This window comes from Streptomyces sp. NPDC004134 (assembly GCF_042874195.1).
Classification (GTDB): domain Bacteria; phylum Actinomycetota; class Actinomycetes; order Streptomycetales; family Streptomycetaceae; genus Streptomyces.
This window is the reverse complement of sequence record NZ_JBIAMS010000001.1, coordinates 684,774-710,980: the sequence shown is the minus strand read 5'-3', so window position 1 is coordinate 710,980 and position 26,207 is coordinate 684,774. Positions and strand designations below refer to the sequence as shown.

Here is a 26,207-nt window from a genome sequence, read left to right as displayed (position 1 = left end):
GTGAGGGGTGGAGGTGACCGGTACTAATAGGCCGAGGGCTTGTCCATAGCTGCTTGCGTCCACTGTGCGGGTTCTGAAACAACAACCCTGCTTTCACCCAGGGGAAATTTGGGTTGGAGAGCTGGTTGACAGTTTCATAGTGTTTCGGTGGTCATAGCGTTGGGGAAACGCCCGGTCTCATTCCGAACCCGGAAGCTAAGCCCGTCCGCGCCGATGGTACTGCATGGGGGACCGTGTGGGAGAGTAGGTCACCGCCGAACAATTCTTCATGAGAGCCGTCCCGAACGCTTCGGGGCGGCTTTCGTGCGTTACGGTGGCCGATATGAGCGGCCGCGCGCACCTGATGTGGGACCAGGCAGTCACCGCGTACGACTTCGGTCCTGAACACCCCATGGATCCCGTTCGGTTGGCGTTGACCATGCGCCTCGTCGAGGAACTCGGGATCGACAAGGCCGTCGACGTCGTCGCCGCGCCCGCGGCCGGCGAGTCGACGTTGCGGCTGGTGCACCGGCAGGACTACATCGACGCCGTGCGGCGGGCCTCCGAGGCGCCGGCGGAAGCCGATCCCACCTACGGGCTCGGGACCGTCGACGATCCGGCGTTCGTGGGGATGCACGAGGCGTCGGCGTTGATCGCCGGGCAGTCCGTGGCAGCGGCGGAGGCCGTGTGGGACGGACGGGCGGTACACGCCGTGAACTTCGCCGGGGGGCTGCACCATGCGATGCCCGGCGCCGCTTCGGGGTTCTGCGTCTACAACGATGCGGCGCTCGCCATCGCGCGGCTGCTGGAGTTGGGCGTAGAGCGGGTGGCGTACGTGGATGTGGACGTGCACCACGGCGACGGCGTACAGGCGGCGTTCTGGGACGACCCGCGGGTGCTGACCATCTCCGTCCACGAGCATCCCAGCACGCTCTTCCCCCAGACCGGTTGGCCGGAGGAGACCGGTGGGTCCGGGGCCGAGGGGCAGGCGGTGAACGTCGCGCTGCCGGCCGGGACCGGGGACGCGGGGTGGCTGCGGGCGTTCCACGCCGTCGTGCCGGAGCTGCTGGCGTCCTGGGGCCCCCAGGTGCTCGTGTCGCAGCACGGGGCCGACACGCACGCCGAGGACCCCCTGGCGCACCTCGCCGTGAGCCTGGACGCGCAGCGTGCGGTGATGGAGACGTGTCACGCCCTGGCGCACGAGCACGCGGACGGCCGGTGGCTGGCGCTCGGCGGGGGCGGGTACGCCGTCGTGGACGTCGTTCCGCGCTCCTGGGCGCATCTCTGCGCCATCTCCGCCGGCCGCCCCGTGCTTCCGGCCACCGACGTCCCCGAGAACTGGCGGGCCGAGGCGCTGCGGCGGACCGGGCAGCAGGCCCCGTACCGGATGACGGACGGGCGTGACGCCTCCTGGGCGGACTGGGACGCGGGGTACGACCCGGGCTCGGCGCTGGATCGTGCGGTGCGTGCCGCGCGGCGGACGGCGTTCCCGGCGCACGGGCTGCTGCCCTGACGCGGCCGGCTCCGCCGCGGCTTGTCGTGTGGGCGAAATATTCGCGAAGCCGCCCGTTCCGCCCGTAAGCGCGGCAAGAGTGGGTCGGGTGTTGACCGACGCACCCTTGTTGCGTAGGCATCTGCTGGCGACGGGGATCGCCGGGCCGGTGGCGACGAGCCGCGACAAGAGCCTCCGCAGGTATCAGCAGTTCGCGGCCCGCGACCCCCGGGTGCTGCTCGGCCTGGAACCGGAACGCGATTGGTCGGTGGCCGAGTTGCGGCGGCTGATGGCGGAACGCTGCGGTACGAGCGGGGATCCGGACCGGATCTCGGGCACCGAGGTCATCGATCCGGACCGTACGATCGCCGCCCTGCACGCCTTCGCGGAGCGGCTGCGTGACGCCGCGCGCGACTGCGAGGCGGTTCTGTTCGGGACCGGGCACCCCGACCGCCTCCTCGGCTTCTACGCCCCCTTGGCTGCGGGGCTCTCGGCGGCTGGGTGCGTTGTTCTCACCCCTGGTGAGGGCAGAGATGTCGACATAACGACCCGATTCGGCGTACGTACATACCGCCTCAACTACCCCGAGTCCGTTGCCGTTCTGGGCGACTCGGACCCCTCCTCCGGGCCCGCGACCAGGGGGGTCCATACTCACTCTCCGCTTCCCCTGCGTGCGGCACTCGGTGCCGCCGCGGCCGCGGGCGGGCCGCTGCCCGGGCTGGTGGTGGGGGACCACGGATGGGCCTGCGGGGCTGGTCAGTTGGGCATCGAGGCCATCGGTCTGGCGGACGCGGACGACCCGGCACTCTTCGTCGCCCAGGTGGAGGGTCGAGTGCCCGTCGTGGTGCCTCTTGATGACTCTGTGCAACCGGACAGCTACGGGCCGGTGGCCGACTATGTGCTCAAACACGCCCGTCTGTCACTGTAGCCATACGATCGCTACTCCTCTTCCCCACTTGCATCACCCGCCCCTAATCTGGGGAGGAGCGCGCATGCGAGGAGGAGGCACCGGAGGGGAAGCCGGTGTCCGTCATGTGCGGAAGGTTCAGGTGTGTCATGGCTGCAAGCGATAAGCCTCTCAACGAGGTTGTGTTCCTGACCGTGGCGGAAGTAGCCGCGGTGATGCGTGTGTCCAAGATGACCGTGTACCGATTGGTGCACAGCGGCCATCTGCCGGCGATCCGGGTGGGGAGGTCCTTCCGGGTGCCGGAGCAGGCCGTGCACGAATACCTCCGCGAGTCGTATGTGGGGGTGGAGTCTGCCTGACGGGTCCGAGAGGTTGCGCACCCTCGATTACGTCAATCCAGTTCGCCCGGGTAGGCTTGGGCCCCTGTAAGACGTGTGGGCCCTTGCCCGCCCACCCCGACGGAGAGAAGTGAGCGAGGGTACCCGTGGGCTCTGTGATCAAAAAGCGGCGTAAGCGGATGGCCAAGAAGAAGCACCGCAAGCTGCTGAAGCGCACGCGAGTGCAGCGCCGCAACAAGAAGTAGCGGTAGCCCGCACCCGTACCGCCGTCCATCCGCCTTTCCCGGCGGGTGGGCGGCGGTTGTACGTGGTGCCGCGTTGTCCTGCGTATACGGTGGGGCGATCGCGCGTGCGGGCAGGCAGGGAGAGGAAGGCGAAGGCCAGTGGGCAGAAACGTGCTCGTCACCGGCGTCGCCCGCCCCCTCGTCGGGCGCCTGGTCCGCCGGCTCATGCGGGAGCCGGACGTGGACCGCGTCATCGGCGTCGACGCCAGGGCGCCCGAGCACCAGCTCGGCGGCGCCGACTTCGTCCCCGCGGACATCCGCCACCCCGTGCTCGCCCGGATCCTCGTCGAGCACCGCGTCGACACCGTGATGCACATGGACGTCACCGGCACCCCGCTCACCCGCGGCGGCCGGGGGGCGGTCAAGGAGAACAACGTCATCGGGTCCATGCACCTGCTCGGCGCCTGCCAGCAGGCGCCCCGCGTGCGGCGGCTCGTCGTCAAGTCCACCACCAGCGTCTACGGCTCCGCGCCCCGCGACCCCGCCGTCTTCACCGAGAGCACGCCGCCCAAGGCGCTGCCCAGCGGCGGCTTCGCGAAGGACGCGGTGGAGGTCGAGGGGTACGTGCGCGGGTTCGCCCGGCGCCGCCCCGACGTCGCCGTGTGCGTGCTGCGGTTCGCCAACATCCTCGGCCGGGGCGTGGACACGCCGCTCGCCGAGTATCTGGCGCTGCCCGCCCTGCCCACGGTCCTCGGCTACGACCCGCGGCTGCAGTTCGTACACGAGGACGACGTCATCGAGGTGCTGCTGCTCGCGGCCGGCGAGCCGCGCCGCGGCACGATCAACAGCGGCACGTTCAACATCGCGGGCGAGGGCGTGCTGCTGCTCTCCCAGGCCGCCCGGCGGCTCGGCCGGCCCACGGTCCCGGTGCCGCTGCCCGCGGTGACGTGGGTCGGCTCGGCGCTGCGGTCCGCGGGTATGACGGACTTCTCGCCTGAGCAGATCCGGCTGCTGACGCACGGCCGGGTCGTCGAGACGGCGCAGATGCGTGAACTGCTGGGCTTCACGCCGGAGTACTCGACGGCGGAGGCGTTCGCCGACTTCGCCGCCGGGCGGGCGGCGGGGCTGCTGCCGCCGCGTGAGGTGCGGCGGGCCGTCGACGCGGTCGGCGAGCTGCTGGGGCTGCCGGGGGCGCGGACCCCGGCGCAGGGGGACGGTGTTGCGAAGGAGTCGGTGCCCGATGGCTGACGCGAAGGTCATTCCGTTCGACGACGACCGCTCCCGCGGCGGCGGCAAGTCCAGGCGCCGGTCCGGCGCCGGCCGGCCGCGGCGCGCGGACGGCGGCGGCGCCGGGAGCGCGGAGGCGGCGCTCTCCGCGCTGCCCGGCGGGCAGGAGTCCGCGGACGACGAGGGCGCGGACGACGAGGGCGCGGACCGTACGGACCCGGCGGGGGACGCGGGTGCGGCGGACGGCGCCGGGCCGGAGGACCGTACGGCACCGCCGGGCACCGAGGCCGCGGAGGCGGTCGCCGCGGCGCTGCAGAGCGCCCTCATGAGCGCGCTGCCGCGGCTCCTCGGCGGCAACTGGGAGAGCAGGGCCGCCGACGCGCTGAGCTTCCTGCGGCGGCGGCTGACGGGCGACTACGAGGTCGACGAGTTCGGCTTCGACCCGGAGCTGACCGACCAGGTCCTCGTGCCGCTCCTCCGGCCGGTCTTCGACAAGTACTTCCGGGTGACGGTCAAGGGCGTCGAGAACATCCCGGACACCGGCGGCGCCCTCGTCGTCGCCAACCACTCGGGCGTGGTGCCCTGGGACGGGCTGATGGCCCAGGTCGCCGTCCGCGACCACCACCCCGCCGACCGCCATCTGCGGCTGCTCGCGGCCGACCTGGCGTTCACAATGCCGTTCTTCAGCGAGCTGGCCCGCAAGGGCGGGCACACGCTGGCCTGCGCCGACGACGCGGCGCGACTGCTGGCGCGGGGCGAGGTCGTCGGCGTGATGCCGGAGGGGTTCAAGGGGATCGGCAAGCCGTTCGCCGACCGCTACAAGCTGCAGCGCTTCGGCCGCGGCGGCTTCGTCTCGACGGCGCTGCGGGCGGGGGCGCCGATCGTGCCGTGCTCGATCGTCGGCGCGGAGGAGATCTACCCGATGCTCGGCAACGCCAAGACGGTCGCGCGGCTGCTGGGGCTGCCGTACTTCCCGGTGACGCCGACGTTCCCGTGGCTGGGCGCGCTCGGGGCCGTACCGCTGCCGACGAAGTGGACGATCGAGTTCGGCGAGCCGATCCCCACGGACGGCTATCCGCCGGAGGCGGCGGACGACCCGATGCTGATGTTCAACCTGACCGACCAGGTGCGCGAGACGATCCAGCACACGCTGTACAAGCTGCTCGTCGAGCGGCGGTCGGTCTTCTTCTGACCCCTGACCGCCGCTCCGCCTGCTCCCCCTGCGCCGCCTACTCCTCTTCGCCGATGTCGAGGCCCAGGTCGGGCAGCGGCAGCAGCGGCGGGAGGGTGATCTCGGGCTTCTTCCTGCCGGGCGGCTGCTCGGTGGGCGTGGTGCTGTCGCCGCCGGTCTCCTGACCGCCCGGCTCGTCCTCGTCGGGCAGGACGCCGCCGATCAGTCCGTCCTCCCCGACCAGCCCGTCCTCCTCGGTGGTGCTGGGCTTCGGCTCGCCGTCCTCGCCCACCTCGCCGTCGGCGGTGGCCGTGGACGACGGGGCGGGCTCGGCCTCGTCGGTGTCGGTGTGGCCGCCGCCGGTGCTCGCGGTGCCCGGCGCGCTGCCGCTGGGGGAGGTGTCGTCCTCGGGGCCCGGCAGCAGCGACGACAGCGGGGCGACGTCCTGCTTTATGGCGTCGAACACCGAGCTGACCTCGTCGCCCAGGTCGCCCAGCTCGACGGGGAGCTGCTCGCGCAACTGCTGCCAACTGCGCTCGTTCTTCTGCGAGAAGGCGGAGAGGGTCTGCATGGGGCCGAGCGAGCCGTCCTCGTCGTACGCGCCGCGCAGCAGCTTGCGGCCTTCGCCGGCGTCGTGCCGTACGTTGTCGAGGGCTTCGCGGACCTCGCTCATCGACTCGGCGTCGAGGTCGCCGGCCCGGCCGCGCTCCATCAGCCGCCGCGCCTCGTTCAGCCGCGTGCTGGCCTGGTCGAGGTAGACGCGGCCGCGCTCGGTGTCCCCGTCGGCCATGCCGCGCCGCAGATCCTCCATGCCGCGCTTGAGCCCGTAGAGGGTGTCGCCCGGGAGGGCGTCGGAGCTGACCGCGGCGGCGGCGCTGAACGCGCCGGCGGCGACGCCGACACCGACGCCGCCGATGGCCACGCCGCGGGAGAGGCGGGAGTGCGGGCGCAGCCGGGACAGCGGTCCCGCCGCGCGGTGGGCGCCGCGCTTGCGGGGCGCGGGGATCAGCGGGGCTTCGGTGCTCTCCGCGGTGTCCTCGGCGAGCATCGCCTCCATGGCGGCGATGAGCCGGGTCCGCTGGACGGTCTTGACCTCGGGGTCGAGGGTCGGACCCGGCACCGAGGCGAGCTGTCCCGCCAGGCCCAGCAGTCGTGCCTGCTCGGGATCTGCCGCCAGCGCTTCCGCCTGCTGCGCCCGAGACTCCTCATCAAGGGCCTGGGCGAAGGCGTTCGCCCGCCGGTGTGCCGATACGGATCCGATCACGGGCGGCACCTCCTGTCGACTCGGGGTCTCTGTGTGGGACTCCCTATCCCGCCCGCGTAGTTGTACTCCTTGACCCATTTCACCCGAAGGGGTGAGCCAGGGTGGACAATCCGCGACCGAAGAAGCCCTGCTACCCGCTCAACGACGGGCAGGGCAGTCGGGTTACGCGGTGCCGTTGATACTACTTCGGTGGGCGCGAACGCCCCGGGTATCGGAAGAGTCAAGGGGGATCGCTTCCCGTCAGCGGGCGTCGTCCGGCAGCAGCCGGGCCAGGGTGCGCACCGCCCGGTACTGCAGGGTCTTGATCGCGCCCTCGTTCTTGCCCATCACCTTGGCGGTCTCGGCCACCGACAGCCCTTGGAGGAAGCGGAGGGTCACGCACTCCTGCTGCTGCGGGTTGAGCTTGCGGACGGTCTCCAGCAGCGCGGTGTTGGACAGCGACTCCAGCACGGAGTCCTCGGGGCTGCGCTCCGTCTCGCTGGGGTCGAGCATCTCGCCGGTGGTGACCTCCAGCCGGAACCGGCTGGACTTGAAGTGGTCCGCGACCAGGTTGCGCGCGATCGTCACCAGCCAGGCGCCGAAGTCGCGGCCCTGCCAGGTGAACGTGCCGATCCGGCGCAGGGCGCGCAGGAACGTCTCCGAGGTGAGGTCCTCGGCCGTCGCCCGGCCGCCGACGCGGTAGTAGATGTAGCGGTAGACGGTGTCGGCGTACTGGTCGTAGAGCCGGCCGAACGCCTCGGTCTCGCCGGACTGGGCGCGCTCGACCAGGTCCATCATCCGGCGGCTGTCGCCGGTCGAGGGCTGCGGCTGCCTGGTCTGCCTGCCGTTACGCTCGCGGGTGCCCGCGCCGCCGGCCTGCCGGCGTCTGCTGCCGACGGCGGCGCTGCCGTCGGTGAGGGCGTAGGCGGGGCCCGCCACCGGGCCGGCGGCGGGACTCGCGGCGGGGCCGGCGACGGCCAGGGCGGGCGAGAAGAGGCGCAGTTGCTGAATTACCTGCGCGCGCAGCGTAGCCAGGCCTGAGGCGTCAACCCCGACGTATGGGTACACGGGACTCCCAGAGGCAGTGCTTCCATCACGTTCAGTGCGGGACCGTTGACCGACGTAGGTATGTGCGGGCACCGGATTGCGTCTGAGGAGAATAACGCTTCGTGTCGGGCGCGCTACCTCCAGTTGCTCAAATCACCGTTTCCGTCCGATCTGTAGCCTCTTGGCGACCCCTCAAGTATCAGCCGCCGGATTGAGTTTGATCGGTAAGTGACACGAACTGCCTGGTTCACGGGCGTGTTGTGTGTTTCCCGGAGGAATCGGTCACGGGTAAACTGCCGGCGCCCCGTTGACCACGGGGCCGGGGGCGCCGGCCGGGGGGTGGACAAGTGCGCCCGATTCAGCGGCGGCGGCGCTGCAGCGCGGCCGCCGCGGCCGCGCCGCCCGCCACCGCACCGACGCCCGCCGCGGCCGGGATGCCGACCTTCGCCGCCTTGCGGCCCGTACGGTAGTCGCGCAGCCGCCATCCGTGTTCGCGCGCGTGCTTGCGCAGCCGCGCATCGGGGTTGATCGCGTACGGGTGGCCGACAAGGGAGAGCATCGGGATGTCGTTGGCCGAGTCGCTGTACGCGGCGCAGCGCCCCAGCTCCAGCGTCTCGGCGGCGGCCAGGGCCCGTACCGCCTCGGCCTTGGCGGGGCCGTGCAGCACCTCGCCGACCAGCCGCCCGGTGTAGACGCCGCCGACGGACTCCGCGACCGTGCCCAGCGCGCCGGTCAGGCCGAGCCGGCGGGCGATGATCGTCGCGGTCTCGACGGGGGCGGCGGTGACGAGCCACACCTTCTGGCCGGCGTCGAGGTGCGCCTGCGCGAGCGCGCGGGTGCCGGGCCAGATGCGCTCGGCCATGTACTCGTCGTAGATCTCCTCGCCCATCTCCATGAGATCGGCGACCCGATGGCCCTGCACGATGGAGAGCGCGCTGGACTGCGCGTCCTCCATGTGGCCCGAGTGCTCGGCGCCGGCGAGGCGGAAGTACGCCTGCTGCCAGGCGAACCGGGCGAGGTCGCGGGTGCGGAAGAACTTGCGCTTGTAGAGCCCGCGGCCGAAGTGGTAGAGCGCGGCGCCCTGCATGATCGTGTTGTCGAGGTCGAAGAAGGCCGCCGCGTGCACGTCGCCGTGGACGGGGAAGTCCGGTTCCTCGTCCTCTTTTGCCGCCTGGGCCTCGCCGTCCGGCGTGACGCCCTCCGCGCGTACGGCTTCCGCGTGCTCCAGCTCCTGCGACGTCTTGCGCGCCGCCTCGGCCGCGGCCTCGCCGGCCGCGACGCTGCGTGCGGTCGCGCGGCGTCTGCGGCTGAGCCATCCGAATGCGGCCATGCCGATGAGCATAACGGTGCGAGGCGGGCCAACCGGTGTCGAGGGGCTGGGCCTCCGCGGACGCGCGCGTGAACTCCCGGGTGGTTCCTGCTCGCCTCTGCATGCCTCTTGCCCGGCTTCTTTCGTTGTGTGCCCGCTCGCTGTCCTGTTCTGCTCGCTTACGGGCGGCTCCGGATGCCCGCGCAGGACGGCACAATCGATGTCATGAGCCTGTTGCGACGTAAGACCGCCGCCTCCGCGCCCGCCCCCGCCGACCGGACCGTGACCCTCATCGGCAAGCCCGGTTGCCACCTGTGCGACGAGGCGCGCGAGGTGGTCGTCGCCGTCTGCGCGGAGCTGGGCGCCGGCTGGGAGGAGCGGGACATCACCCGGGACGAGGAGCTGTACCGGCGCTACTGGGAGCAGATCCCGGTGGTCCTCGTGGACGGTGAGCAGCACGACTTCTGGCGGGTCGACCCGGAGAGGCTGCGGCGGGCGCTGCGGTCGTGACCCTCGGGGTGACGCCCGTCACTTTGCCCGGACAAAGCGGACACCATCTTTGTGCACGCGTTCACAAAGGCATAGCCTTCTCTCATCAGTGCGGTTTCGCCCCGGCGGGCCGTACGCGGCACCGCGCTAGCGTCAGGAGCACTGTGGCAACTGGCCGAACTCACCGAACGGCGACCCGAAGCCGAGGGATCCCCGAGGCCACCGTCGCCCGGCTCCCGCTGTATCTGCGGGCCCTCACGGCGCTCTCGGAGCGCTCCGTGCCCACGGTCTCCTCCGAGGAACTGGCCGCCGCCGCCGGCGTCAACTCGGCGAAGCTGCGCAAGGACTTCTCGTACCTCGGCTCCTACGGCACCCGCGGCGTCGGCTACGACGTCGAGTACCTCGTCTACCAGATCTCCCGCGAGCTGGGCCTGACCCAGGACTGGCCCGTGGTCATCGTCGGTATCGGTAACCTCGGCGCCGCCCTCGCGGGCTACGGCGGCTTCGCCTCCCGCGGCTTCCGCGTCGCCGGGCTCATCGACGCCGACCGGGCCATGACCGGCAAGCAGGTGGCGGGCCTGACCGTGCGGCACACCGACGAACTGGAGCCGCTGATCAAGGAGAGCGGCGTCTCCATCGGCGTCATCGCCACCCCCGCGGGCGCCGCGCAGGCCGTCTGCAACCGGCTGGTGGAGGCGGGCGTCACCTCGATCCTCAACTTCGCGCCGACCGTCCTGAACGTCCCCGAGGGCGTCGACGTGCGCAAGGTCGACCTCTCGATAGAGCTGCAGATCCTCGCCTTCCACGAGCAGCGCAAGGCCGGCGAGGAGGCCGAGCTGCGCGAGGCCGAGGCGGCGGCCGCCGCGGCACAGGGCGGCACGTCCGGGGCGGACGCGGCGGCGGGCCCCACCGCCGCGGCGAAGAAGCGCACCGGGCAGGGGCCCGACGGGGACGTGCCCGCCGTGATGCCCGCATGAGTGTCCTCGTCGTCGGCCTCAGCCACCGCAGCGCGCCCGTGAGCGTGCTGGAGCGGGCCTCGCTCGCGCCCGACGCGCGCGCGAAGCTGCTCGCGGACGCGGTGGCGGCGGCTCCGGTCACGGAGGCGGCGGTGCTGGCCACGTGCAACCGGATCGAGCTGTACGCCGCCGTGGACAAGTTCCACGCGGGCGTCGCCGAGCTGTCGACGCTGCTGGCGCAGCACGCGGGCGCGAGCCTGGAGGAGCTGACGCCGCACCTGTACGTGCACTACGAGGACCGCGCAGTGCACCACCTCTTCACGGTGGGCTGCGGGCTGGACTCCATGGTCGTCGGCGAGGGGCAGATCCTCGGCCAGATCAAGGAGTCGCTCGCGCTCGGGCAACGGCTGCACACCGCGGGCCGGACCCTGAACGACCTGTTCCAGCAGGCGCTGCGGGTCGGCAAGCGGGCGCACAGCGAGACGGGGATCGACAAGGCGGGGCAGTCGCTGGTCTCGTTCGGGCTGGCGCAGCTCACGGCCGGCACTCCGGTGGCCGAGTGGGTGGCGGGCCGCCGCGCGCTGGTGATCGGCGCGGGCTCGATGTCGTCGCTGGCGGCGACGACGCTGGCGCGCGCGGGGGCGGCGGAGCTGGTGATCGCCAACCGCACGTACGAGCGCGCGGAGCGCCTGGCGGCGAGCCTGAACGCGGGCTCCGCGGTCGCCGGCGGCTGGGGTACGGGGTCGCCCGCGGCGGGTTCGATCCCGGCGCAGCCCGGGTCCGCGGGCGCCGCCGCGGTGGCCCGCGCGGTGCGCGTGGACGAGATCGCGGACGAGCTGGTGACGGCGGACGTGGTCGTCTCCTGCACGGGCGCGACCGGCCTGGTGCTGACGGCCGACGAGGTACGCGGCGCACTGGCCCGCCGTACCGGGGACACTCCTCTCGCTCTGCTCGACCTGGCCATGCCGCGTGATATCGATCACGCGCTGCACGAGACGCCGGGGGTGCGGTTCGTCGACATCGAGGCGCTCGCCGGCGCCTCCGCCGACGCGCCCATGGCCGCAGACGTGGACCAGGTACGGACCATCGTCGCCGGCGAGGTCGACGACTTCGGCGCCGCGCAGCGCGCCGCCAGCATCACGCCCACCGTGGTCGCGCTGCGGACCATGGCCCAGGACGTCGTGGCGGGCGAGATCGCCCGTTTGGAGGGTAGGCTGCCCGGGCTCGACGAACGTCAGCGGGCCGAGGTGGCGCAGACCGTGCGCCGCGTCGTGGACAAGCTGCTGCACGCGCCGACCGTACGGGTCAAGGAGCTGGCCGCCACGCCCGGCGGAGCGGGGTACGCGGACGCCCTGCGGGAGCTCTTCGACCTCGACCCGGCCACCGTCGACGCCGTCAGCCGCGCGGACTCCGGCCGCGCGGCGGCCAGTGCACGCAGTGAACGGGAGCCGTCATGACCGCAGCCAAGCCGACGCAGGCGAAGGGGGCCGGGGCGCAGGAAGCCCCGCGCTTCCAGCGCCCGTTGCGCCTCGGCACGCGGCGCAGCAAGCTCGCCCTCGCGCAGTCCGAGCAGGTTGCCGAATCGGTACGCCGTCTCACCGGGCGCTCCGTCGAGCTGGTCGAGATCACCACGTACGGGGACGTGTCCCGGCAGCACCTGTCCGAGATCGGCGGCCAGGGCGTGTTCGTCGCCGCCCTGCGCGAGGCCGTGGTGCAGGGCGAGGTGGACCTCGCGGTGCACTCGCTGAAGGACCTCCCGACCACGCAGCCCGAGGAACTGGTCATCGCCGCCGTGCCGCCCCGCGAGGACCCGCGGGACGTGCTCGTCGCCCGCGACGGCCTCGGCTTCGAGCACCTGCTCGCCGCCGGCGCCCGGCCCCGTATCGGCACCGGTTCCGCGCGCCGCGCGTGCCAGTTGCACGCCTGGGCCCGCTCCCTCGGCGGCGCGATAGAGACCGTCCCGGTCCGCGGGAACGTCGACACCCGCATCGGGTACGTACAGAAGGGCGAGCTCGACGCCGTCGCGCTCGCCGCGGCGGGGCTCAGCCGCCTCGGCCGGCTGGCCGAGGTCACCGAGCTGATCCCCCTCGACGCAGTCTTGCCCGCCCCCGGCCAGGGGGCCCTGGCGGTCGAGTGCGCCTCGTCGAGCGCGCACCTGACCGCCCAGCTCGCGGAGCTCGACGACCCGCAGACGCGGGTCGCCGTCACCGCCGAGCGGACGCTGCTCGCCGCCCTGGAGGCCGGCTGCAGCGCGCCCGTGGGCGCGCTCGCCGACCTGCACGCGGAGGGTCCCTCCGGGGCCGAACTGGGCACAGCGTCCACTGTCACCGAGATGCGCCTGCGCGGCGTCGTCGGCACACCCGACGGCTCCGCTCTGGTGCAGATGTCCGCCACCGGCCCCGTGCCGGCGTCGTGTGACGACGCCGTGGCGCTCGGACGCGAGCTCGCACAAGAGATGCTCGCCAAGGGCGCGGCCGGTCTGATGGGGGAGCGACTTTGAGCCCCACGCCTTCGACCCGTAAGGCCAGCGCGTCGGCGCGTACCGCAGCGACCGGCGCGGCCCGCCCGCCTGGACCCGCCGCCCGCGGGCACGTCACGTTCCTGGGCGCAGGACCCGGAGATCCAGGACTGCTGACGCTGCGCGCCGTGGAAGCGCTGTCTGCCGCCGACGTCCTGATCGCCGACCCCAAGGTCCTCGCCGTCGTACGTGCTCACGCGCGCGCCGGCGCGGTCATGCCGCACACGTCGGCTGCGCCCGCGGCGCATACGTCGGCGGCCGCGGGGGACGACGAACCGCCAACGGCCGCTGACGCAGGCCATCTTGTCATGGAGGCCGCGCGCGCCGGCAGGCGGGTCGTGCATGCCGTGGCGGGCGATCCGGGCCTCGACGGGGGTGCCGCGCAGGCGATGCGCGCGTGCGCCGCGGAGGGCATCTCCTTCGAGGTGGTGCCCGGGGTCGCGACCGCCGTGGGCGTGCCCGCGTACGCCGGTGTGCCGCTGCACGACCCGCAGGGTACGGACGTGCGCGTCGTGGACGCCGCGACCGCCTCGGAGCAGATCTGGGGCGAGGCGGGCGCCAGCGACTGCACGCTCGTGGTGCAGACGTCCCTGGAGGCCACCGCGGCGACGGCGCGCGAGCTGGTCGCCGCCGGCCGCAAGCCGGACACCCCGATGACGGTCACGCTCGCGGGCACGACGACGCGGCAGCGGACGTTCAGCGCCACGCTCGGCAGCGTCGCGCAGGTGCTGAAGTCCGCGAAGGTGCTGCCGTCGCCGGACGCCGGGCAGGCGGTCATAGCGGTCGTCGGCGAGCAGAGCGCGCCGGCCCGCCGCGAGCAGTTGGCCTGGTTCGAGTCCAAGCCGCTCTTCGGCTGGCACGTGCTCGTGCCGCGGACGAAGGAGCAGGCGGCGTCGCTGTCCGAGCAACTGCGCTCGTACGGTGCCGTGCCGCACGAGGTGCCGACGATCGCCGTCGAGCCGCCGCGCACCCCGCAGCAGATGGAGCGGGCGGTCAAGGGCCTGGTCACCGGGCGGTACGAGTGGATCGCCTTCACGTCCGTCAACGCCGTCAAGGCGGTGCGGGAGAAGTTCGAGGAGTACGGGCTGGACGCCCGCGCGTTCGCCGGGATCAAGGTCGCCGCGGTCGGCGAGCAGACGGCGGCGGCGCTGGTGGAGTTCGGCGTACGGCCCGACCTCCAGCCCAGCGGCGAGCAGTCGTCGCACGGGCTGCTGGAGGACTGGCCGCCGTACGACCCGGTCTTCGACCCGATCGACCGGGTGTTCCTGCCGCGGGCCGACATCGCTACCGAGACGCTGGTGGCGGGGCTGAAGGACCTCGGCTGGGAGGTCGACGACATCACCGCGTACCGCACGGTGCGCGCGTCGCCGCCGCCGGCCGAGACCCGCGAGGCGATCAAGGGCGGCGGGTTCGACGCCGTGCTGTTCACCTCGTCCTCGACGGTGCGGAACCTCGTCGGCATCGCCGGCAAGCCGCACAACGTCACGATCATCGCCTGTATCGGCCCGGCCACCGCGAAGACGGCGGAGGAGCACGGGCTGCGCGTCGACGTCATGGCGCCGGAGCCGTCCGTGCACCGGCTGGCCGAGGCGCTGGCGGAGTTCGGCGCGCGGCGCCGGGCGGCGGCGGTCGAGGCCGGGGAGCATGTCACCCGGCCCAGCGAGCGCAGGCCGCGGCGGCGGGCGCGGACGACGACCACGAGCTGACGGGGGCCGGCGGGGAGTGTCGGGGCGGGGGCGTACGGTGGAATCACCTGGCCCCCGCGGCCCGGTGGGGGGCGCGTCCGGATGTGCCCTCCCTCGCCGGGCCGGCCACCGGGCGCCCCGGAGCACCACGGAGGTAAGCACACGTGTCCGGCACCGACGCCCCGCACCCCGGCCCCGTCACCGTTCCCGTCGTCCGCCCGCGGCGGCTGCGCACCACGCCCGCGATGCGGCGCATGGTCGCCGAGACCCGGCTGCACCCGGCGGAGCTGATCCTGCCCGCCTTCGTACGCGAAGGCATCGACGAGCCGGCGCCGATCACGTCCATGCCCGGCGTCGTGCAGCACACCCGCGACACCCTGAAGAAGGCCGCCGCCGAGGCCGTCGCCGCGGGCGTCGGCGGGATCATGCTCTTCGGCGTGCCGGAGGAGCACAAGAAGGACGCGATCGGCTCGGCGGGGACGGACCCGGACGGCATCCTCCAGGTCGCGCTGCGCGACGTGCGGGCCGAGGTCGGGGACGACCTGGTGATCATGTCCGACGTGTGCCTGGACGAGACCACCGACCACGGGCACTGCGGGGTGCTGGACGCCGCCGGCCGGGTCGACAACGACGCGACGCTCGCGCGGTACGCGGAGATGGCCGTGGTGCAGGCGGACGCCGGGGCGCACGTGCTGGGTCCGAGCGGCATGATGGACGGCCAGGTCGCGGTGATCCGCGAGGCCCTGGACCGGGCGGGCCACCAGGACGCGGGGATCCTCGCGTACACGGTGAAGTACTCCTCCGCCTTCTTCGGGCCCTTCCGCCAGGCGATCAACTCCTCGCTGAAGGGCGACCGGAAGACGTACCAGCAGGACCCGCCGAACGGCCGCGAGGCGCTGCGGGAGCTGTCCCTCGACCTCGCCGAGGGTGCCGACATGGTGATGGTCAAGCCGGCCGGGCCGTATCTGGACGTGCTGCGCCGGGTCGCCGACGCGTCGGACGTGCCGGTGGCGGCGTACCAGATCTCGGGTGAGTACGCGATGGTCGAGGCGGCGGCGGAGCGCGGCTGGGTCGACCGGGACACGGCGATGATGGAGACGCTGACGGGGATCAGGCGGGCCGGGGCGCAGATGATCCTGACGTACTGGGCGATGGACGCGGCCCGAAAGCTGCGCGGCTGACGACGCACGGGGGCCGGGCGCCCGCGGTCGCGGTGGCGCGCCGGGCAGCCGCGGTCACCGGCCCCCTCACGCCTCGCCTGCGAGCAGCCCCGCCAGGCGGGCGCGGGTCAGCACGGCGATGGTGAACGCGTCGGTGATCCGCCCCGTGCGCACCAGGTCCTCCGCCTCCGCCGGGGGCACGCTGAACACGCGGCGGATCCCCTCCCGCCGGCCCGGCTCGCCGCAGCCGTCGACGTGCACCGCGTAGAGCTCCACGTGCCCGCCCGCGAGACCGCTGTCCGGGTGCAGCCGCCCCAGCGGAACGATCCCGCGGGCCGTCGCGCCGATCTCCTCCGCGACCTCCTTGGCGGCGTTCTCGGGTGCGCTCAGCCCCGGCGTGCCGAAGCCGCGCGGCACCTCCACGTGCCAGTCGCGGGTGGCGTGCCGGTAGTGCTCCAGGAGCACCACTTGGGCGCCGCCGCCGAGCAGCGGCAGCGTCACGACGCCCGGGGCACCCGCCGCGTCGAGCAGCCGGATGTACGTGCCGCGCCTGCCGTCCGGGAAACGGACCGGATCGCGCACGATCGTCACGTACGGGTCGCGGTAGACCACCCCGACCGGAACCCCGTCCACCTCCGTCACGCCGTCGAGGATCTCGATGCCGCCCGGCTGGTTCAGGAACAGCCCGGGGTGGTCGCGGCGCAGCTTCAGATAATGCTCCAGCGGATCGTGCTCGACCGTCATCCGTCCTCCGCTTGCCTAGGGTGCGGTCACCTGCTGGTCCGCCTCGTTCGCCGCCAGGTCGCCCCTGGCGGGCCGGGTCTCCTGGCCGTAGGCGCGGAGTATCGTCTCCCAGTCCTTGCGCAGGCTGCGCAGGCGCAGCGCGGGGAGGGTGATGCTGTGCCCGAGGCCGCCCCGGGACGCGCGGGCCTCCTTGAACACCAGGCGCATCACCAGCGGTCCCGCGACCACGCTGACGGCATCGAGTGAGCCGCTGAGCAGGGAGGCTTCGCCCGCCAGCACCCGCAGGACGACGCCCGGCGACTCCAGGATCAGCATGACGCCCATCTCGCGCCGGAAGGCCCCGGGCCCGCGGCTGATCTTCCGCGCCCGGCGCAGCATCCGCGCGTGGAGCCGGGCGATCTGCGCGGTGGCGGCGGCGAAGTCGTGGGGCGAGGGCACCAGGTCGGAGGTGAAGCCGGAGGTGACGAAGCCGCTGAGCGCGTCGATGTACGCGCGCCACTCCTCCTCCTGGCGCAGCGCGACTATCTCGGCGAGGGAGAGGCTGCCGTACGAGTCGGGCCCGTCGACGGCGCGGTGCAGGGCGTCGGCGAAGACGTGGCGCAGCAGCTTGCCGAGCGCCTCGGGATCGGCGACCGGGTCGGCGGCCGCGGCGGTCAGCTCCTGGAGGGCGCTGCGGGGCGGGGACTGCGGCGGGGTGGCGGCGACGATGTCGGCGGCGACCGGCACGCCGATGTTGTAGAGCAGGTCCACGAGTTGCTTGGCGGTCAGGATGTGGTCGCCGTCGCGCAGCAGCCGCTCGTGCGGCTGGGTGCCGGGGCGGGTGAAGAAGTTCTCGTAGACCGCGTTGCGCGTGATGGCCGTGTCCGGGTCCTGCTCGACGGACCAGCGGGCGATGTCGGTGAGGATGCCGCGGCGCATGGCGTCCGCCTGCTCGGCCGGGATGTCGAGGTCCTCGGCGAGCAGCACCGGGTCGAGCCGGTTGAGGGTGATGACGTTGCGGCCGAAGTACTCGCCGATGCGCCGCGCCGCGGCGCGGTTCGCGTCGTCGTCCCAGGACAGCCGGACGGATGCCGGTTCCGCCTCTTCCTCCAGCAGCCGCTGCCAGCTCCGGTGGACCCGGTCGTCGATGCTGAACCGGTGCACCCGCTCGCGGTCGAGGTGGGCGGGGCGCTCCGCGGGGTCGCGCTCGCCGAGCAGGAAGGGGACGAGGCTGCCGTCGTTGAGCAGGCGGGCGAAGGCACGGCGCTCGTCGGCGGGGGCGCCGGCGGCGAAGTTCTCGTACAGGGCGGGATTGTTGAGGAAGTAGGCGCGGTTGGCGACCAGCGTGCCGCTGTTGACCAGGGCCCGGCGCAGTTCCGCGGAGGCCGCGGCGAGAGACGCGTCGTCCGGGCCGGAGCCGGCGGTCGCCGCCTGCCGGGACGCCGCGGCGGAGGGCGGCAGCCACTGGTTGTCCAGTGCCTGTGCCATGACCGGGTAGCGGTCGCGGAGGTCCCGGAACTCCCACTGTCTCGTTGCCATTTGCCCCACCCTGCCGGTCGCCGTCGGTCGTCCCGCGCGGTCATCCTGCCGCATCGCGGGACGGGCGGCACCCGGATCCCCGGGAGGGGTGTGCACCGCGCGGGCGGCTCCTCCGTCGCCGGAGGAGCCGCCCGGGGAGGGGGCCCCGCGGCGGTCAGCGCCGCCGTGCGCGCAGCACCGCGTCGTGGTGCTCGGCCGGCTGGTCGGGGCCGTGGGGTTCGTGGCCTTCGGGAGCCCGGCGGGTGCGGACCTCGGCCACGTCGATGTCCCAGGCTCCCGTGGCCAGGTCCGCCGCCACGTCCTCGGCGGTGAAGTGCACGCCCGGGTGCGCCTCGGCGATGTCCGCGGCCCGGGGGTCCGTCTCGTGGTGGCCGACGACCAGCAGGGTGCCGCCGGGGACCACCATCGCCGCGAGCCGGCCGAAGAGCGCCTGGCGGGAGGCGGTGGTGTGGACGTAGTGGGTGGTGACCAGGTCGAAGGGGGCCCCGTCCGGGGTGGTGTCGGTCAGGTCGGCCCGTACCCACGTGATGCGTTCCGCGACCTCCGGGCCGCGCGCCTCGGCGTGGGCGCGAGCCCGGTCCAGCGCGGTGGCGGAGATGTCCACCGCCGTCACCCGCCAGCCGCGCTCGGCGAGCCAGATGGCGTCGGCGCCCTCGCCGCAGCCGGCCTCCAGGGCGGTGCCGGGCGGCAGGCCGGCGAGTTCGGCCACGAGCTGGGTGTTGGGCCGGCCGCTCCAGATCGCGTCGCGGGCGCGGTACCTCTCTTCCCAGTACGCCTCGCCGAACTCTTCCGTCGCGTTCGTCATCCCGGTGACCCTCTCTGTCGTCGTCTCGGTCGGTACGTTCGTCACACGCCGACCCGGCGGGCGGCGACCGCCCGGCGGGTGTCCTCGGCGACCAGGTCGGCGTTGATCTGCGCGCCCGCCATGGCGCCTGCCGACGACGCGGCGTGGACCTGGGCGGTCATGTCGGTGACGTTGCCCGCGACCCACACCCCCGGTACGTCGGTCCGGCCGGTGGCGTCGGCGGGGATGTGCTCGCCCATGCCGGACGGGTGGGCGACGGGCGTGAGGCCGAGCGCGGTCAGGAGCCCGCCGCGGGCCACCATGCGCGGGGCCACTACGAGCGCCTGGCGGGGGACGACGGTGCCGTCCGCGAGACGTACGCCGGTGAGCCGGTCGGCGGCGACCTCCAGGCCGGCGACCTCGCCGGTGACGACGCGCACGCCGAGGGCGTCCAACTGCTCGGCGTCCTCGCCCGCCGGGGGCTCGGTGGTGTGCGCGAAGTACGTGACGTCGGCGCTCAACTGCCGGAACAGCACCGCCTGGTGCAGCGCCATCGGCCCGGTCGCCAGCACGCCGACGGCCTGGTCGCGGACCTCCCAGCCGTGGCAGTACGGGCAGTGCAGTACGTCCCGGCCCCAGCGCTCGCGCACGCCGGGGACGGCGGGCAGCTCGTCGACGAGGCCGGTGGTGACGAGGAGCCGCCGGGCCCGTACGGACCTGCCGTCGGCGAGGGTGACGACGAACCCGCCCTCCCCCTCCCCGGGCCCGCCGCCGGTGCCGGGCGCGGACTCCCGGGCCACGCCGGTGACCTCGCCGGGCACCACGTGGCCCCCGTACCCGCGTACCTCGGCCCGGCCGCGCGCCAGCAGCTCGCCCGGGGGCATGCCCTCGCGGCCCAGCAGCCCGTGCACGCCCTCCGCCGGGGCGTTGCGCGGGGCGCCCGCGTCGATCACCGCCACGGAGCGGCGGGAGCGGGCCAGCATCAGCGCACCGGTCAGCCCGGCCGCGCCGCCGCCGACCACCACGGCCTCGTAGCTCTCCGCCGGCTCGTCGGCCGCCTCGGGGCCCTCCGCCCACGCGGGGCCCCCGACCCACTCGGCCGTCCCTGCCCTCTCGGCACTCTCGGTCACGTCGACCACCTCCATGCCGCCGACGATGCGGCCGGAGCCGCTGAAAGCGCAAACGTTGTTGCCGGTATGGCAAACTCTTCGTATGGCTGACACCGACAGCGCCCCCGACCCCGGCGGCGAGCCCGACCCCGGCGGCGAGCCCGACCCGGGCGGGGAGCCCGACACCGCCCTCGCCGCCGTCGGCCCCCGACTGCGCGAGCTGCGCCGCCAGCGCGAGCAGACGCTCGCCGAGCTGTCCACGGCCACCGGGATCTCGGTGAGCACGCTGTCGCGGCTGGAGTCAGGCAGCCGCCGGCCCACGCTGGAGCTGCTGCTGCCGCTGGCCCGCGCGCACGGCGTCACGCTCGACGAGCTAGTCGGCGCCCCGCCCACCGGCGACCCCCGCATCCACCTGCGCCCGGTCACCCGCAACGGCATGACGATGCTGCCGCTGTCCCGCCGGGCCGGCGGCATCCAGGCGTTCAAGCTGATCCTGCCCGCGGGCAGCGGGCGCCGGGAGCCGGACCTGCGCACCCACGAGGGCTACGAGTGGATGTACGTGATGAACGGCCGGCTGCGCGTCGTCCTCGGCGAGCACGACCTGATCCTCGAACCGGGCGAGGCGGCCGAGTTCGACACCCGCGTACCGCACTGGTTCGGCGCGGCGGACGACGAACCCGTGGAGTTCCTCAGCCTCTTCGGCGGCCAGGGCGAACGCGCCCACCTGCGCGCGCGCCCGAAGTCGGCCTCGTAGCGGAGGAGCCGCCGGGCGGCCGCTGTCAGTGCGGCGCGATAGCTTCCCGGGCATCTTGCGGCGAACCGTCGAAGGGAAGCCATGTCCTGCCCGGAGCTGCCCCGGACCGCGTCCGGGGAGGTGCTGGTGATCTGCACGTACTACGACCACGGCGAACCCCGCTGGGGCGGGCTGCGCGACCCGGCCGGGGACGGTGCCGCGCTCGTCCCGGACGGCGGCGGTCCGGTCCGGCTGCGCCGCGTCGCCGACGCCGGCTGGGACGGCCTGCGCGGCGGGAACGTGCCCGCGCTCCTCCCGCGCGGCGGTTCCGCCGCGCCCGTCGCCGTCCTGGTGGACAGCGCCGCGGTGTACGGCGGCGAGCCGCTGCTGCTGGACCTGGCGGCGATACCGGGGCGCGGGGTCCGGGTCGCGGCGGACCGGCTCGGCGGGATCCTGGGCGCCCTGCTCGGCGGGACGCTCGCGTTCGACGATCTCGTCCGCGCGATGGACAGCCGGGGCACCTACCAGGGCGACGCCGGGCGCCCGGCCTTCCCCGCGCCGACGACCCCGCCGCCCCGTGCCTTCCCCGCCCTGCCCGTCACCGACGGTGCCCTGCTGGTCCGCACCTGCTTCGAGGACGAGGACGGCTGGCGCGCCCTGCTGGCCGGGCTGGGCGGGGCCGACGCGGACGGCTGGGTCGGTGCGGACGCCGACCCGGACGACGTCGACGTGGACGACTACCCGCTGACGGCGCTGGTCGTGGACGACCCCGCCTACGCGGGCCTGCCGCCCGGCGCGGTCCCGGCGCTGGTCCCGCCCGCGGAGCACACCGTACTGGTCGCGCTCGCCGACGCCGGCACCTTCGCCGGGGCGGAACGGCCGCTCGTCGCCGTCGACCTCGACGACGCCCCGGGTCACATCGCGGTCCTGCCGTGGCGCGAAGCCGGCTCCATGGTCTGCAACCTGGAGATCGCCAACATGGACTTCTTCGACTACGTCACCGTGGAGGGCGTGAAGCCGTGGTGGGAGGAGCCGTAGGGGCAGAGCAGGGGCTAGGACTGCTCGGTGAGGAACGTCTGCAGGACGGCGGTCAGTTCGGCCGGGGCGTCTTCCTGGACCAGGTGGCCCGCGCCCTCGAACAGCTCCAGCCCGGCGTGCGGGACGAGGTCGTGCAGTTCACGGGCCTTGGCGACCGGGATCCAAGTGTCGTCCGTGCCCCAGCAGATGAGCGCCGGCAGGTCGATCTCGCCGTAGCGGGGCTGGATCTCGTCGGTGTAGCGCTGGTCGGCCTGGGCGATCTGGCGGTAGAAGGCCGGGCGGCCGGCGTCGTCGGTCCAGGGGGCGACGAGGGCGTCGAGGACCGCCGGGTGGAGGCCGGGGCCGCCGGTGGTGGTGATGTACTCGCGGACCAGCGCGGTGTGCAGCGCCGCCGGGAGCTGCTCGAAGACGGGCGCGTTCTCCCGCACGAGACGGAAGAACGGCGAGCCCCAGGGGGCGAGCGCGACGGGGTCGACGAGGGCCAGCGCGCGGTACGCGGCGCCGTGCAGCAGGTGCGCGCGCAGCGCGACGGCGCCGCCGAAGTCGTGCGCGACGACCAGCGGCTCGTCCAACCGCCAATGATCCAGCAGTTGGACGAAGATCCGCCCCTGCGCGTCGAGCGAGACGTCCTGCCCGGCGCGCTTCTCCGACTGCCCGTACCCCGGCATGTCCCAGACGTAGACCTCGCGCCCCCGCGCCAGCGCCCGCGCGACGGCCCGCCAGGTGTACGACGACCACGGCGTCCCGTGCAGCAGCACCACCGGCCGCCCGCCGGGAGCGCCGAGCCGGTCCCAGCGGACCTCCCCGGCGGAGCTGGGGAAGGTCCGCGTCAACTGCCAGTCGCTCATGGCGATCACCCTACGGGAGCCGCCCGCGACCGGTCGGTCAGAGGCGCTCCGGGGTGCGGATGCCCAGCAGGGCCATGCCGGTGTGCAGGGTCCGGGCCGTCAGGTCGCTGAGGAACAGGCGGTTCTCCACCTGGGCGGGGGTGTCCGCCTTCAGGACCGGGCAGTGCTCGTAGAACGTGGTGAAGAACGACGCGAGTTGGTAGAGGTACGCCGCGATCTTGTGCGGCGCGTGCTCCTCCGCCGCCTCCGCGACCACCGCGGCGAAGCCGTCCACGTGCAGGCCGAGCGCCCGCTCCGCCGGTTCGAGCGCCAGCTCCGGGTGGGCCGCCGGGTGCGCGGTGTCGCCGGCGCGCCGGAGGATGGAGCGGATCCGGGCGTACGCGTACTGGAGGTAGACCGAGGTGTCGCCGTGCAGGGACACCATCTGGTCCAGGTCGAACTTGTAGTCCCGGGCCGCGGACGTGGACAGGTCGGCGTACTTGACCGCGCCGATGCCCACCTGCGCGCCACGCTCCGCGATCTCCGCCTCCGTCAGCGGCGGCACCGCCTTGTCGGCCTTCTCCCGGACCACCGACGACGCCCGGTCGATCGCCTCGTCGAGCAGGTCCTCCAGCCGTACGGTCGTGCCCGCCCGGGTCTTGAACGGCTTGCCGTCCTTGCCCAGGACCGTGCCGAACGCGAGCTGCGTCGCCGTCACGTCGCCGTCGAGCCAGCCCATCCGGCGGGCGGTCTCGAAGACCATCCGGAAGTGCAGCGACTGCCGGTGGTCCACGACGTAGAGCAGGGTCTGCGCCTTGATGTTGAACACCCGGTCGCGGATGGCGGACAGGTCGGTGGCCGCGTACCCGTAGCCGCCGTCGGACTTGCGGACGATCAGCGGGACCGGCTGGCCGTCCTGGCCCTTGATGTCGTCGAAGAAGACGCACAGCGCGCCCTCGGAGTCGACCGCGACGCCCGCGTCCGCGAGCAGCTCGCAGGTCTCGTCCAGCATGTCGTTGTAGCCGGACTCGCCGACGATGTCGGCGTCCCTGACCTCCATGTCGAGCTTGTCGAAGACGGAGAAGAAGTACAGCTTCGACTCGTCCACGAACCGCTGCCACAGCGCCCGCGTCTCCGGGTCGCCCGACTGCAGCGCCACGACCCGGCGCCTGGCCCGCTCCTTGAAGGCGTCGTCGGCGTCGAAGACGGCGCGGGCGGCCTTGTAGAGCCTGTTGAGGTTGGAGGCGGCCTCTTCGCCGGAGACGGCGGCGCCGTCCGCACCGCCGCGGTCCAGCTCGTGCGGGTGCTCGTCCAGGTACTGGATGAGCATGCCGAACTGCGTGCCCCAGTCGCCGATGTGGTGCCGCCTGACCACCGTCTCGCCGGTGAACTCCAGCACCCGTACGAGCGAGTCGCCGATGACCGCCGAGCGCAGGTGCCCGACGTGCATCTCCTTCGCCACGTTCGGCTGGGCGTAGTCGATGACGGTCGTGCCGGGGGCGTCCGCGTACGGGACGCCGAGGCGGTCGTCCGCGGCGCGCGCGGCGAGGTTCGACGTGATCGCCGCGTCCGTCACCGCGATGTTGAGGAAGCCGGGCCCGGAGACCTCGACGTCCGCGAGCACGTCGCCCGCGGCGACCTGCGCGGCGACCTGTCCCGCCAGCTCGCGCGGGTTGGTCTTCAGCCGTTTGGCCAGCGCCAGCATCCCGTTGGCCTGGAAGTCCGCCCGGTCGCTGCGTCGCAGCAGGGGGTCGGCGGCCGCCTCCTGCGGCAGTGCTGCCGCAAGGGCGTCCGCGACGCGCTGCCGGACCTGGGTGGCGAGGGACGGGACTGAGGCCATGTTCGTGATCGCCGCTTCCTTCTGGAGGTGGGATGAGTCCTCAGTATCCCATGCAGGGCAAGGCGGTTTTGTTTGGGAGAATGGGTCCCGCAAGCGCCGCAGAGGCGCGCAGAGAGAGGAAGTCAGGACTGTGGGTGCCACCGCCGAGGCCGCCGACTGGGTCTCCCGTTTCGCCGACGAGGTCATCGCCGAGGCGGAGCGTCGCGCCCCCGGCAAACCGGTGGTCTGCGCCTCCGGTCTGTCCCCTTCGGGACCGATCCACCTGGGCAACCTGCGCGAGGTGATGACGCCGCACCTGGTGGCCGACGAGATCCGCCGCCGCGGCGTCCCTTGCGAGCACCTGATCTCCTGGGACGACTACGACCGGTTCCGCAAGGTGCCCGCCGGCGTCGAGGGCGTCGACGAGTCCTGGGCGGAGCACATCGGCAAGCCGCTGACCGCCGTGCCGGCGCCCGCGGGCAGCCCACACGCGAGTTGGGCCGCGCACTTCAAGGCGGCGATGGAGGGCGCGCTCGCCGAGATGGGCGTGACGTACCGCGGCATCAGCCAGACGGAGATGTACACGGCGGGTGCGTACCGCGAGCAGATCCTCTTCGCGATGCGGCATCGCGCCGAGATCGACGCGGTCCTCGCCGAGTTCCGCACGAAGCCGAAGCAGCAGAAGAAGCAGCAGCAGAAGCCGGTGGACGAGGCGGAGCTGGCCGCGGCCGAGGGCTCGGGCGCCGCCGACGAGGACGACGGCCTGACGGCCGGCGGCGCGTACTACCCGTACAAGCCGTACTGCGGGGTCTGCGGGCGCGACCTGACGACGGTCACCGCGTACGACGACGAGACCACCGAGCTGACGTACACCTGCGCCTGCGGGCACGGCGAGACGGTGCGGCTCGCGGAGTTCGACCGCGGCAAGCTCGTCTGGAAGGTCGACTGGCCGATGCGCTGGGCGTACGAGGGCGTGGTCTTCGAGCCCTCCGGCGTCGACCACCACTCGCCCGGCTCGTCGTGGAACGTCGGCGGCAAGCTCGTCGGGATCTTCGGCTGGGAGCGGCCGATCGGCCCGATGTACGCGTTCGTCGGCATCAGCGGCATGGCGAAGATGTCGTCGTCCAGGGGCGGCGTGCCGACGCCCGCCGAGGCGCTGGAGATCATGGAGCCGATGCTGCTGCGCTGGCTGTACGCGCGGCGCCGGCCGAACCAGTCGTTCAAGGTCGCCTTCGACCAGGAGATCCAGCGGACGTACGACGAGTGGGACGCCCTCGTCCGCAAGGTCGGCGCGGGTACGGCGCAGCCGGGCGACGTCGCGGCGTACGAGCGCGCCGCGGGCACCGCCGCCGGGCCGCTGCCGGCGACGCCGCGCCCGCTGCCGTACCGCATGCTCGCCTCCGTGACCGACGTGACCGCGGGCGACGACGAGCAGACGCTGCGGATCCTCGCCGAGGTCGACCCGGAGCACCCGCTGACGTCACTGGCCGAGGCGCGTCCGCGGCTGGACAGGGCGGAGCGCTGGATCACCACCCAGGTCCCGGCCGACCAGCGCACCCAGGTACGCAAGGACGCGGACGCGGAGCTGCTGGCGTCGCTCGGCGAGGACGAGCGGGAGCTGCTGCGGCTGCTGCTCGCCGGTCTGGACGAGCACTGGTCGCTGGACGGGCTGACGACGCTGCTGTACGGGGTGCCGAAGCTGCGCGCCGGGCTGCCCGCGGACGCGAAGCCGACGCCGGAGCTGAAGGCGGAGCAGCGGGCGTTCTTCGCGCTGCTGTACCGGCTGCTGGTGGGCCGCGACACGGGGCCGCGGCTGCCGACGCTGCTGCTGGCGGTCGGGCAGGAGCGGGTGCGGGAGCTGCTGGGCGGCTGAGGCCGCGGGGCGGGGCG

The 26,207-nt window shown here is 73.4% G+C and carries 24 protein-coding genes and 1 rRNA gene; 16 read left to right on the top strand and 9 right to left on the bottom strand.

Annotated elements, in window-relative coordinates:
- The first annotated feature begins 143 nt into the window (after positions 1 to 143).
- From rrf to ACFYVJ_RS03285, 7 genes are all read left to right on the top strand, one after another.
- A 5S ribosomal RNA gene (rrf, locus tag ACFYVJ_RS03315) occupies positions 144 to 260 on the top strand.
- A gap of 62 nt (positions 261 to 322) precedes the next feature.
- Complete coding sequence (locus ACFYVJ_RS03310; protein ID WP_388886099.1) at positions 323 to 1,492, top strand: acetoin utilization protein AcuC; 1,170 nt, start codon at positions 323 to 325, stop codon at positions 1,490 to 1,492.
- An 88-nt stretch (positions 1,493 to 1,580) separates the two neighbouring features.
- Positions 1,581 to 2,399, top strand: a complete 819-nt coding sequence (locus tag ACFYVJ_RS03305) for a phosphatase (RefSeq protein WP_388886097.1) — start codon at positions 1,581 to 1,583, stop codon at positions 2,397 to 2,399.
- Positions 2,400 to 2,527: 128 nt separating this feature from the next.
- Positions 2,528 to 2,737, top strand: a complete 210-nt coding sequence (locus ACFYVJ_RS03300) for a helix-turn-helix domain-containing protein (RefSeq protein ID WP_158691643.1) — start codon at positions 2,528 to 2,530, stop codon at positions 2,735 to 2,737.
- A gap of 125 nt (positions 2,738 to 2,862) precedes the next feature.
- A complete protein-coding gene (locus ACFYVJ_RS03295) occupies positions 2,863 to 2,961 on the top strand; it encodes a 30S ribosomal protein bS22 (RefSeq protein ID WP_003948845.1) in 99 nt (32 codons plus the stop codon).
- A gap of 138 nt (positions 2,962 to 3,099) precedes the next feature.
- A complete protein-coding gene (locus ACFYVJ_RS03290; RefSeq protein WP_388886096.1) occupies positions 3,100 to 4,188 on the top strand; it encodes an NAD-dependent epimerase/dehydratase family protein in 1,089 nt (362 codons plus the stop codon).
- On the top strand, positions 4,181 to 5,359 hold the full coding sequence (locus ACFYVJ_RS03285) for a lysophospholipid acyltransferase family protein (protein ID WP_388886094.1): 1,179 nt from the start codon (positions 4,181 to 4,183) through the stop codon (positions 5,357 to 5,359). Before ACFYVJ_RS03290 ends, ACFYVJ_RS03285 begins: the two co-directional genes overlap by 8 nt.
- Positions 5,360 to 5,396: 37 nt before the next feature.
- On the opposite strand, the gene ACFYVJ_RS03280 is transcribed toward ACFYVJ_RS03285, so the two are convergent.
- From ACFYVJ_RS03280 to ACFYVJ_RS03270, 3 genes are all read right to left on the bottom strand, one after another.
- Positions 5,397 to 6,611, bottom strand: a complete 1,215-nt coding sequence (locus ACFYVJ_RS03280) for a DUF5667 domain-containing protein (RefSeq protein ID WP_388886092.1) — start codon at positions 6,609 to 6,611, stop codon at positions 5,397 to 5,399.
- A gap of 231 nt (positions 6,612 to 6,842) precedes the next feature.
- Positions 6,843 to 7,649 carry an ECF subfamily RNA polymerase sigma factor, BldN family gene (locus ACFYVJ_RS03275; protein WP_388886091.1) on the bottom strand — a complete coding sequence of 269 codons (807 nt, stop codon included), beginning with the start codon at positions 7,647 to 7,649 and terminating at the stop codon, positions 6,843 to 6,845.
- A 337-nt stretch (positions 7,650 to 7,986) separates the two neighbouring features.
- A complete protein-coding gene (locus ACFYVJ_RS03270) occupies positions 7,987 to 8,958 on the bottom strand; it encodes an HAD family hydrolase (RefSeq protein ID WP_388886089.1) in 972 nt (323 codons plus the stop codon).
- A gap of 204 nt (positions 8,959 to 9,162) precedes the next feature.
- On the opposite strand from ACFYVJ_RS03270, the gene ACFYVJ_RS03265 reads away from it, so the two are divergent.
- From ACFYVJ_RS03265 to hemB, 6 genes are all read left to right on the top strand, one after another.
- Entirely contained in the window at positions 9,163 to 9,447 is a 285-nt protein-coding gene (locus tag ACFYVJ_RS03265) for a glutaredoxin family protein (RefSeq protein WP_388886087.1), read from the top strand.
- Between the two features lie 143 nt (positions 9,448 to 9,590).
- The gene (locus ACFYVJ_RS03260; protein WP_388886085.1) at positions 9,591 to 10,403 is read left to right on the top strand and encodes a redox-sensing transcriptional repressor Rex; all 813 of its coding nucleotides are present in this window, start codon (positions 9,591 to 9,593) and stop codon (positions 10,401 to 10,403) included.
- Positions 10,400 to 11,839 (top strand): glutamyl-tRNA reductase, encoded by a 1,440-nt coding sequence (locus tag ACFYVJ_RS03255; RefSeq protein ID WP_388886083.1) that lies wholly within the window; start codon positions 10,400 to 10,402, stop codon positions 11,837 to 11,839. The genes ACFYVJ_RS03260 and ACFYVJ_RS03255 overlap by 4 nt, the downstream gene beginning before the upstream one ends.
- A complete protein-coding gene (gene hemC / locus ACFYVJ_RS03250) occupies positions 11,836 to 12,882 on the top strand; it encodes a hydroxymethylbilane synthase (protein ID WP_388886082.1) in 1,047 nt (348 codons plus the stop codon). Before ACFYVJ_RS03255 ends, hemC begins: the two co-directional genes overlap by 4 nt.
- Positions 12,879 to 14,606: a uroporphyrinogen-III synthase gene (locus ACFYVJ_RS03245; protein WP_388886080.1), complete on the top strand. Its 1,728-nt coding sequence runs from the start codon at positions 12,879 to 12,881 to the stop codon at positions 14,604 to 14,606. Before hemC ends, ACFYVJ_RS03245 begins: the two co-directional genes overlap by 4 nt.
- Before the next feature lie 143 nt (positions 14,607 to 14,749).
- Complete coding sequence (hemB, locus tag ACFYVJ_RS03240; protein WP_388886078.1) at positions 14,750 to 15,766, top strand: porphobilinogen synthase; 1,017 nt, start codon at positions 14,750 to 14,752, stop codon at positions 15,764 to 15,766.
- 66 nt (positions 15,767 to 15,832) lie between these two features.
- On the opposite strand, the gene ACFYVJ_RS03235 is transcribed toward hemB, so the two are convergent.
- The 4 genes from ACFYVJ_RS03235 to ACFYVJ_RS03220 all read right to left on the bottom strand — a co-directional run bounded on the left by ACFYVJ_RS03235 (position 15,833) and on the right by ACFYVJ_RS03220 (position 19,948).
- Positions 15,833 to 16,489 (bottom strand): NUDIX hydrolase, encoded by a 657-nt coding sequence (locus ACFYVJ_RS03235; RefSeq protein ID WP_388886076.1) that lies wholly within the window; start codon positions 16,487 to 16,489, stop codon positions 15,833 to 15,835.
- Between the two features lie 15 nt (positions 16,490 to 16,504).
- On the bottom strand, positions 16,505 to 18,007 hold the full coding sequence (locus tag ACFYVJ_RS03230; protein ID WP_388886074.1) for a hypothetical protein: 1,503 nt from the start codon (positions 18,005 to 18,007) through the stop codon (positions 16,505 to 16,507).
- Positions 18,008 to 18,161: 154 nt separating this feature from the next.
- Positions 18,162 to 18,812 carry a class I SAM-dependent methyltransferase gene (locus ACFYVJ_RS03225; protein ID WP_388886072.1) on the bottom strand — a complete coding sequence of 217 codons (651 nt, stop codon included), beginning with the start codon at positions 18,810 to 18,812 and terminating at the stop codon, positions 18,162 to 18,164.
- Between the two features lie 41 nt (positions 18,813 to 18,853).
- On the bottom strand, positions 18,854 to 19,948 hold the full coding sequence (locus ACFYVJ_RS03220; protein ID WP_388886165.1) for an NAD(P)/FAD-dependent oxidoreductase: 1,095 nt from the start codon (positions 19,946 to 19,948) through the stop codon (positions 18,854 to 18,856).
- A 55-nt stretch (positions 19,949 to 20,003) separates the two neighbouring features.
- On the opposite strand from ACFYVJ_RS03220, the gene ACFYVJ_RS03215 reads away from it, so the two are divergent.
- Both ACFYVJ_RS03215 and ACFYVJ_RS03210 read left to right on the top strand, forming a co-directional pair.
- Positions 20,004 to 20,654, top strand: coding sequence for a helix-turn-helix domain-containing protein (locus tag ACFYVJ_RS03215; protein ID WP_388886070.1), 651 nt, complete (start codon positions 20,004 to 20,006; stop codon positions 20,652 to 20,654).
- Positions 20,655 to 20,735: 81 nt separating this feature from the next.
- Positions 20,736 to 21,671, top strand: a complete 936-nt coding sequence (locus ACFYVJ_RS03210; RefSeq protein WP_388886069.1) for a DUF6924 domain-containing protein — start codon at positions 20,736 to 20,738, stop codon at positions 21,669 to 21,671.
- A 14-nt stretch (positions 21,672 to 21,685) separates the two neighbouring features.
- On the opposite strand, the gene ACFYVJ_RS03205 is transcribed toward ACFYVJ_RS03210, so the two are convergent.
- Both ACFYVJ_RS03205 and argS read right to left on the bottom strand, forming a co-directional pair.
- Positions 21,686 to 22,519 carry an alpha/beta fold hydrolase gene (locus ACFYVJ_RS03205; RefSeq protein ID WP_388886067.1) on the bottom strand — a complete coding sequence of 278 codons (834 nt, stop codon included), beginning with the start codon at positions 22,517 to 22,519 and terminating at the stop codon, positions 21,686 to 21,688.
- Positions 22,520 to 22,556: 37 nt separating this feature from the next.
- Positions 22,557 to 24,338 carry an arginine--tRNA ligase gene (gene argS / locus ACFYVJ_RS03200; RefSeq protein WP_388886066.1) on the bottom strand — a complete coding sequence of 594 codons (1,782 nt, stop codon included), beginning with the start codon at positions 24,336 to 24,338 and terminating at the stop codon, positions 22,557 to 22,559.
- Between the two features lie 130 nt (positions 24,339 to 24,468).
- Here argS and lysS point away from each other — a divergent pair, with 130 nt between their 5' ends.
- Complete coding sequence (gene lysS, locus ACFYVJ_RS03195; protein WP_388886064.1) at positions 24,469 to 26,190, top strand: lysine--tRNA ligase; 1,722 nt, start codon at positions 24,469 to 24,471, stop codon at positions 26,188 to 26,190.
- Positions 26,191 to 26,207 lie beyond the last annotated feature (17 nt).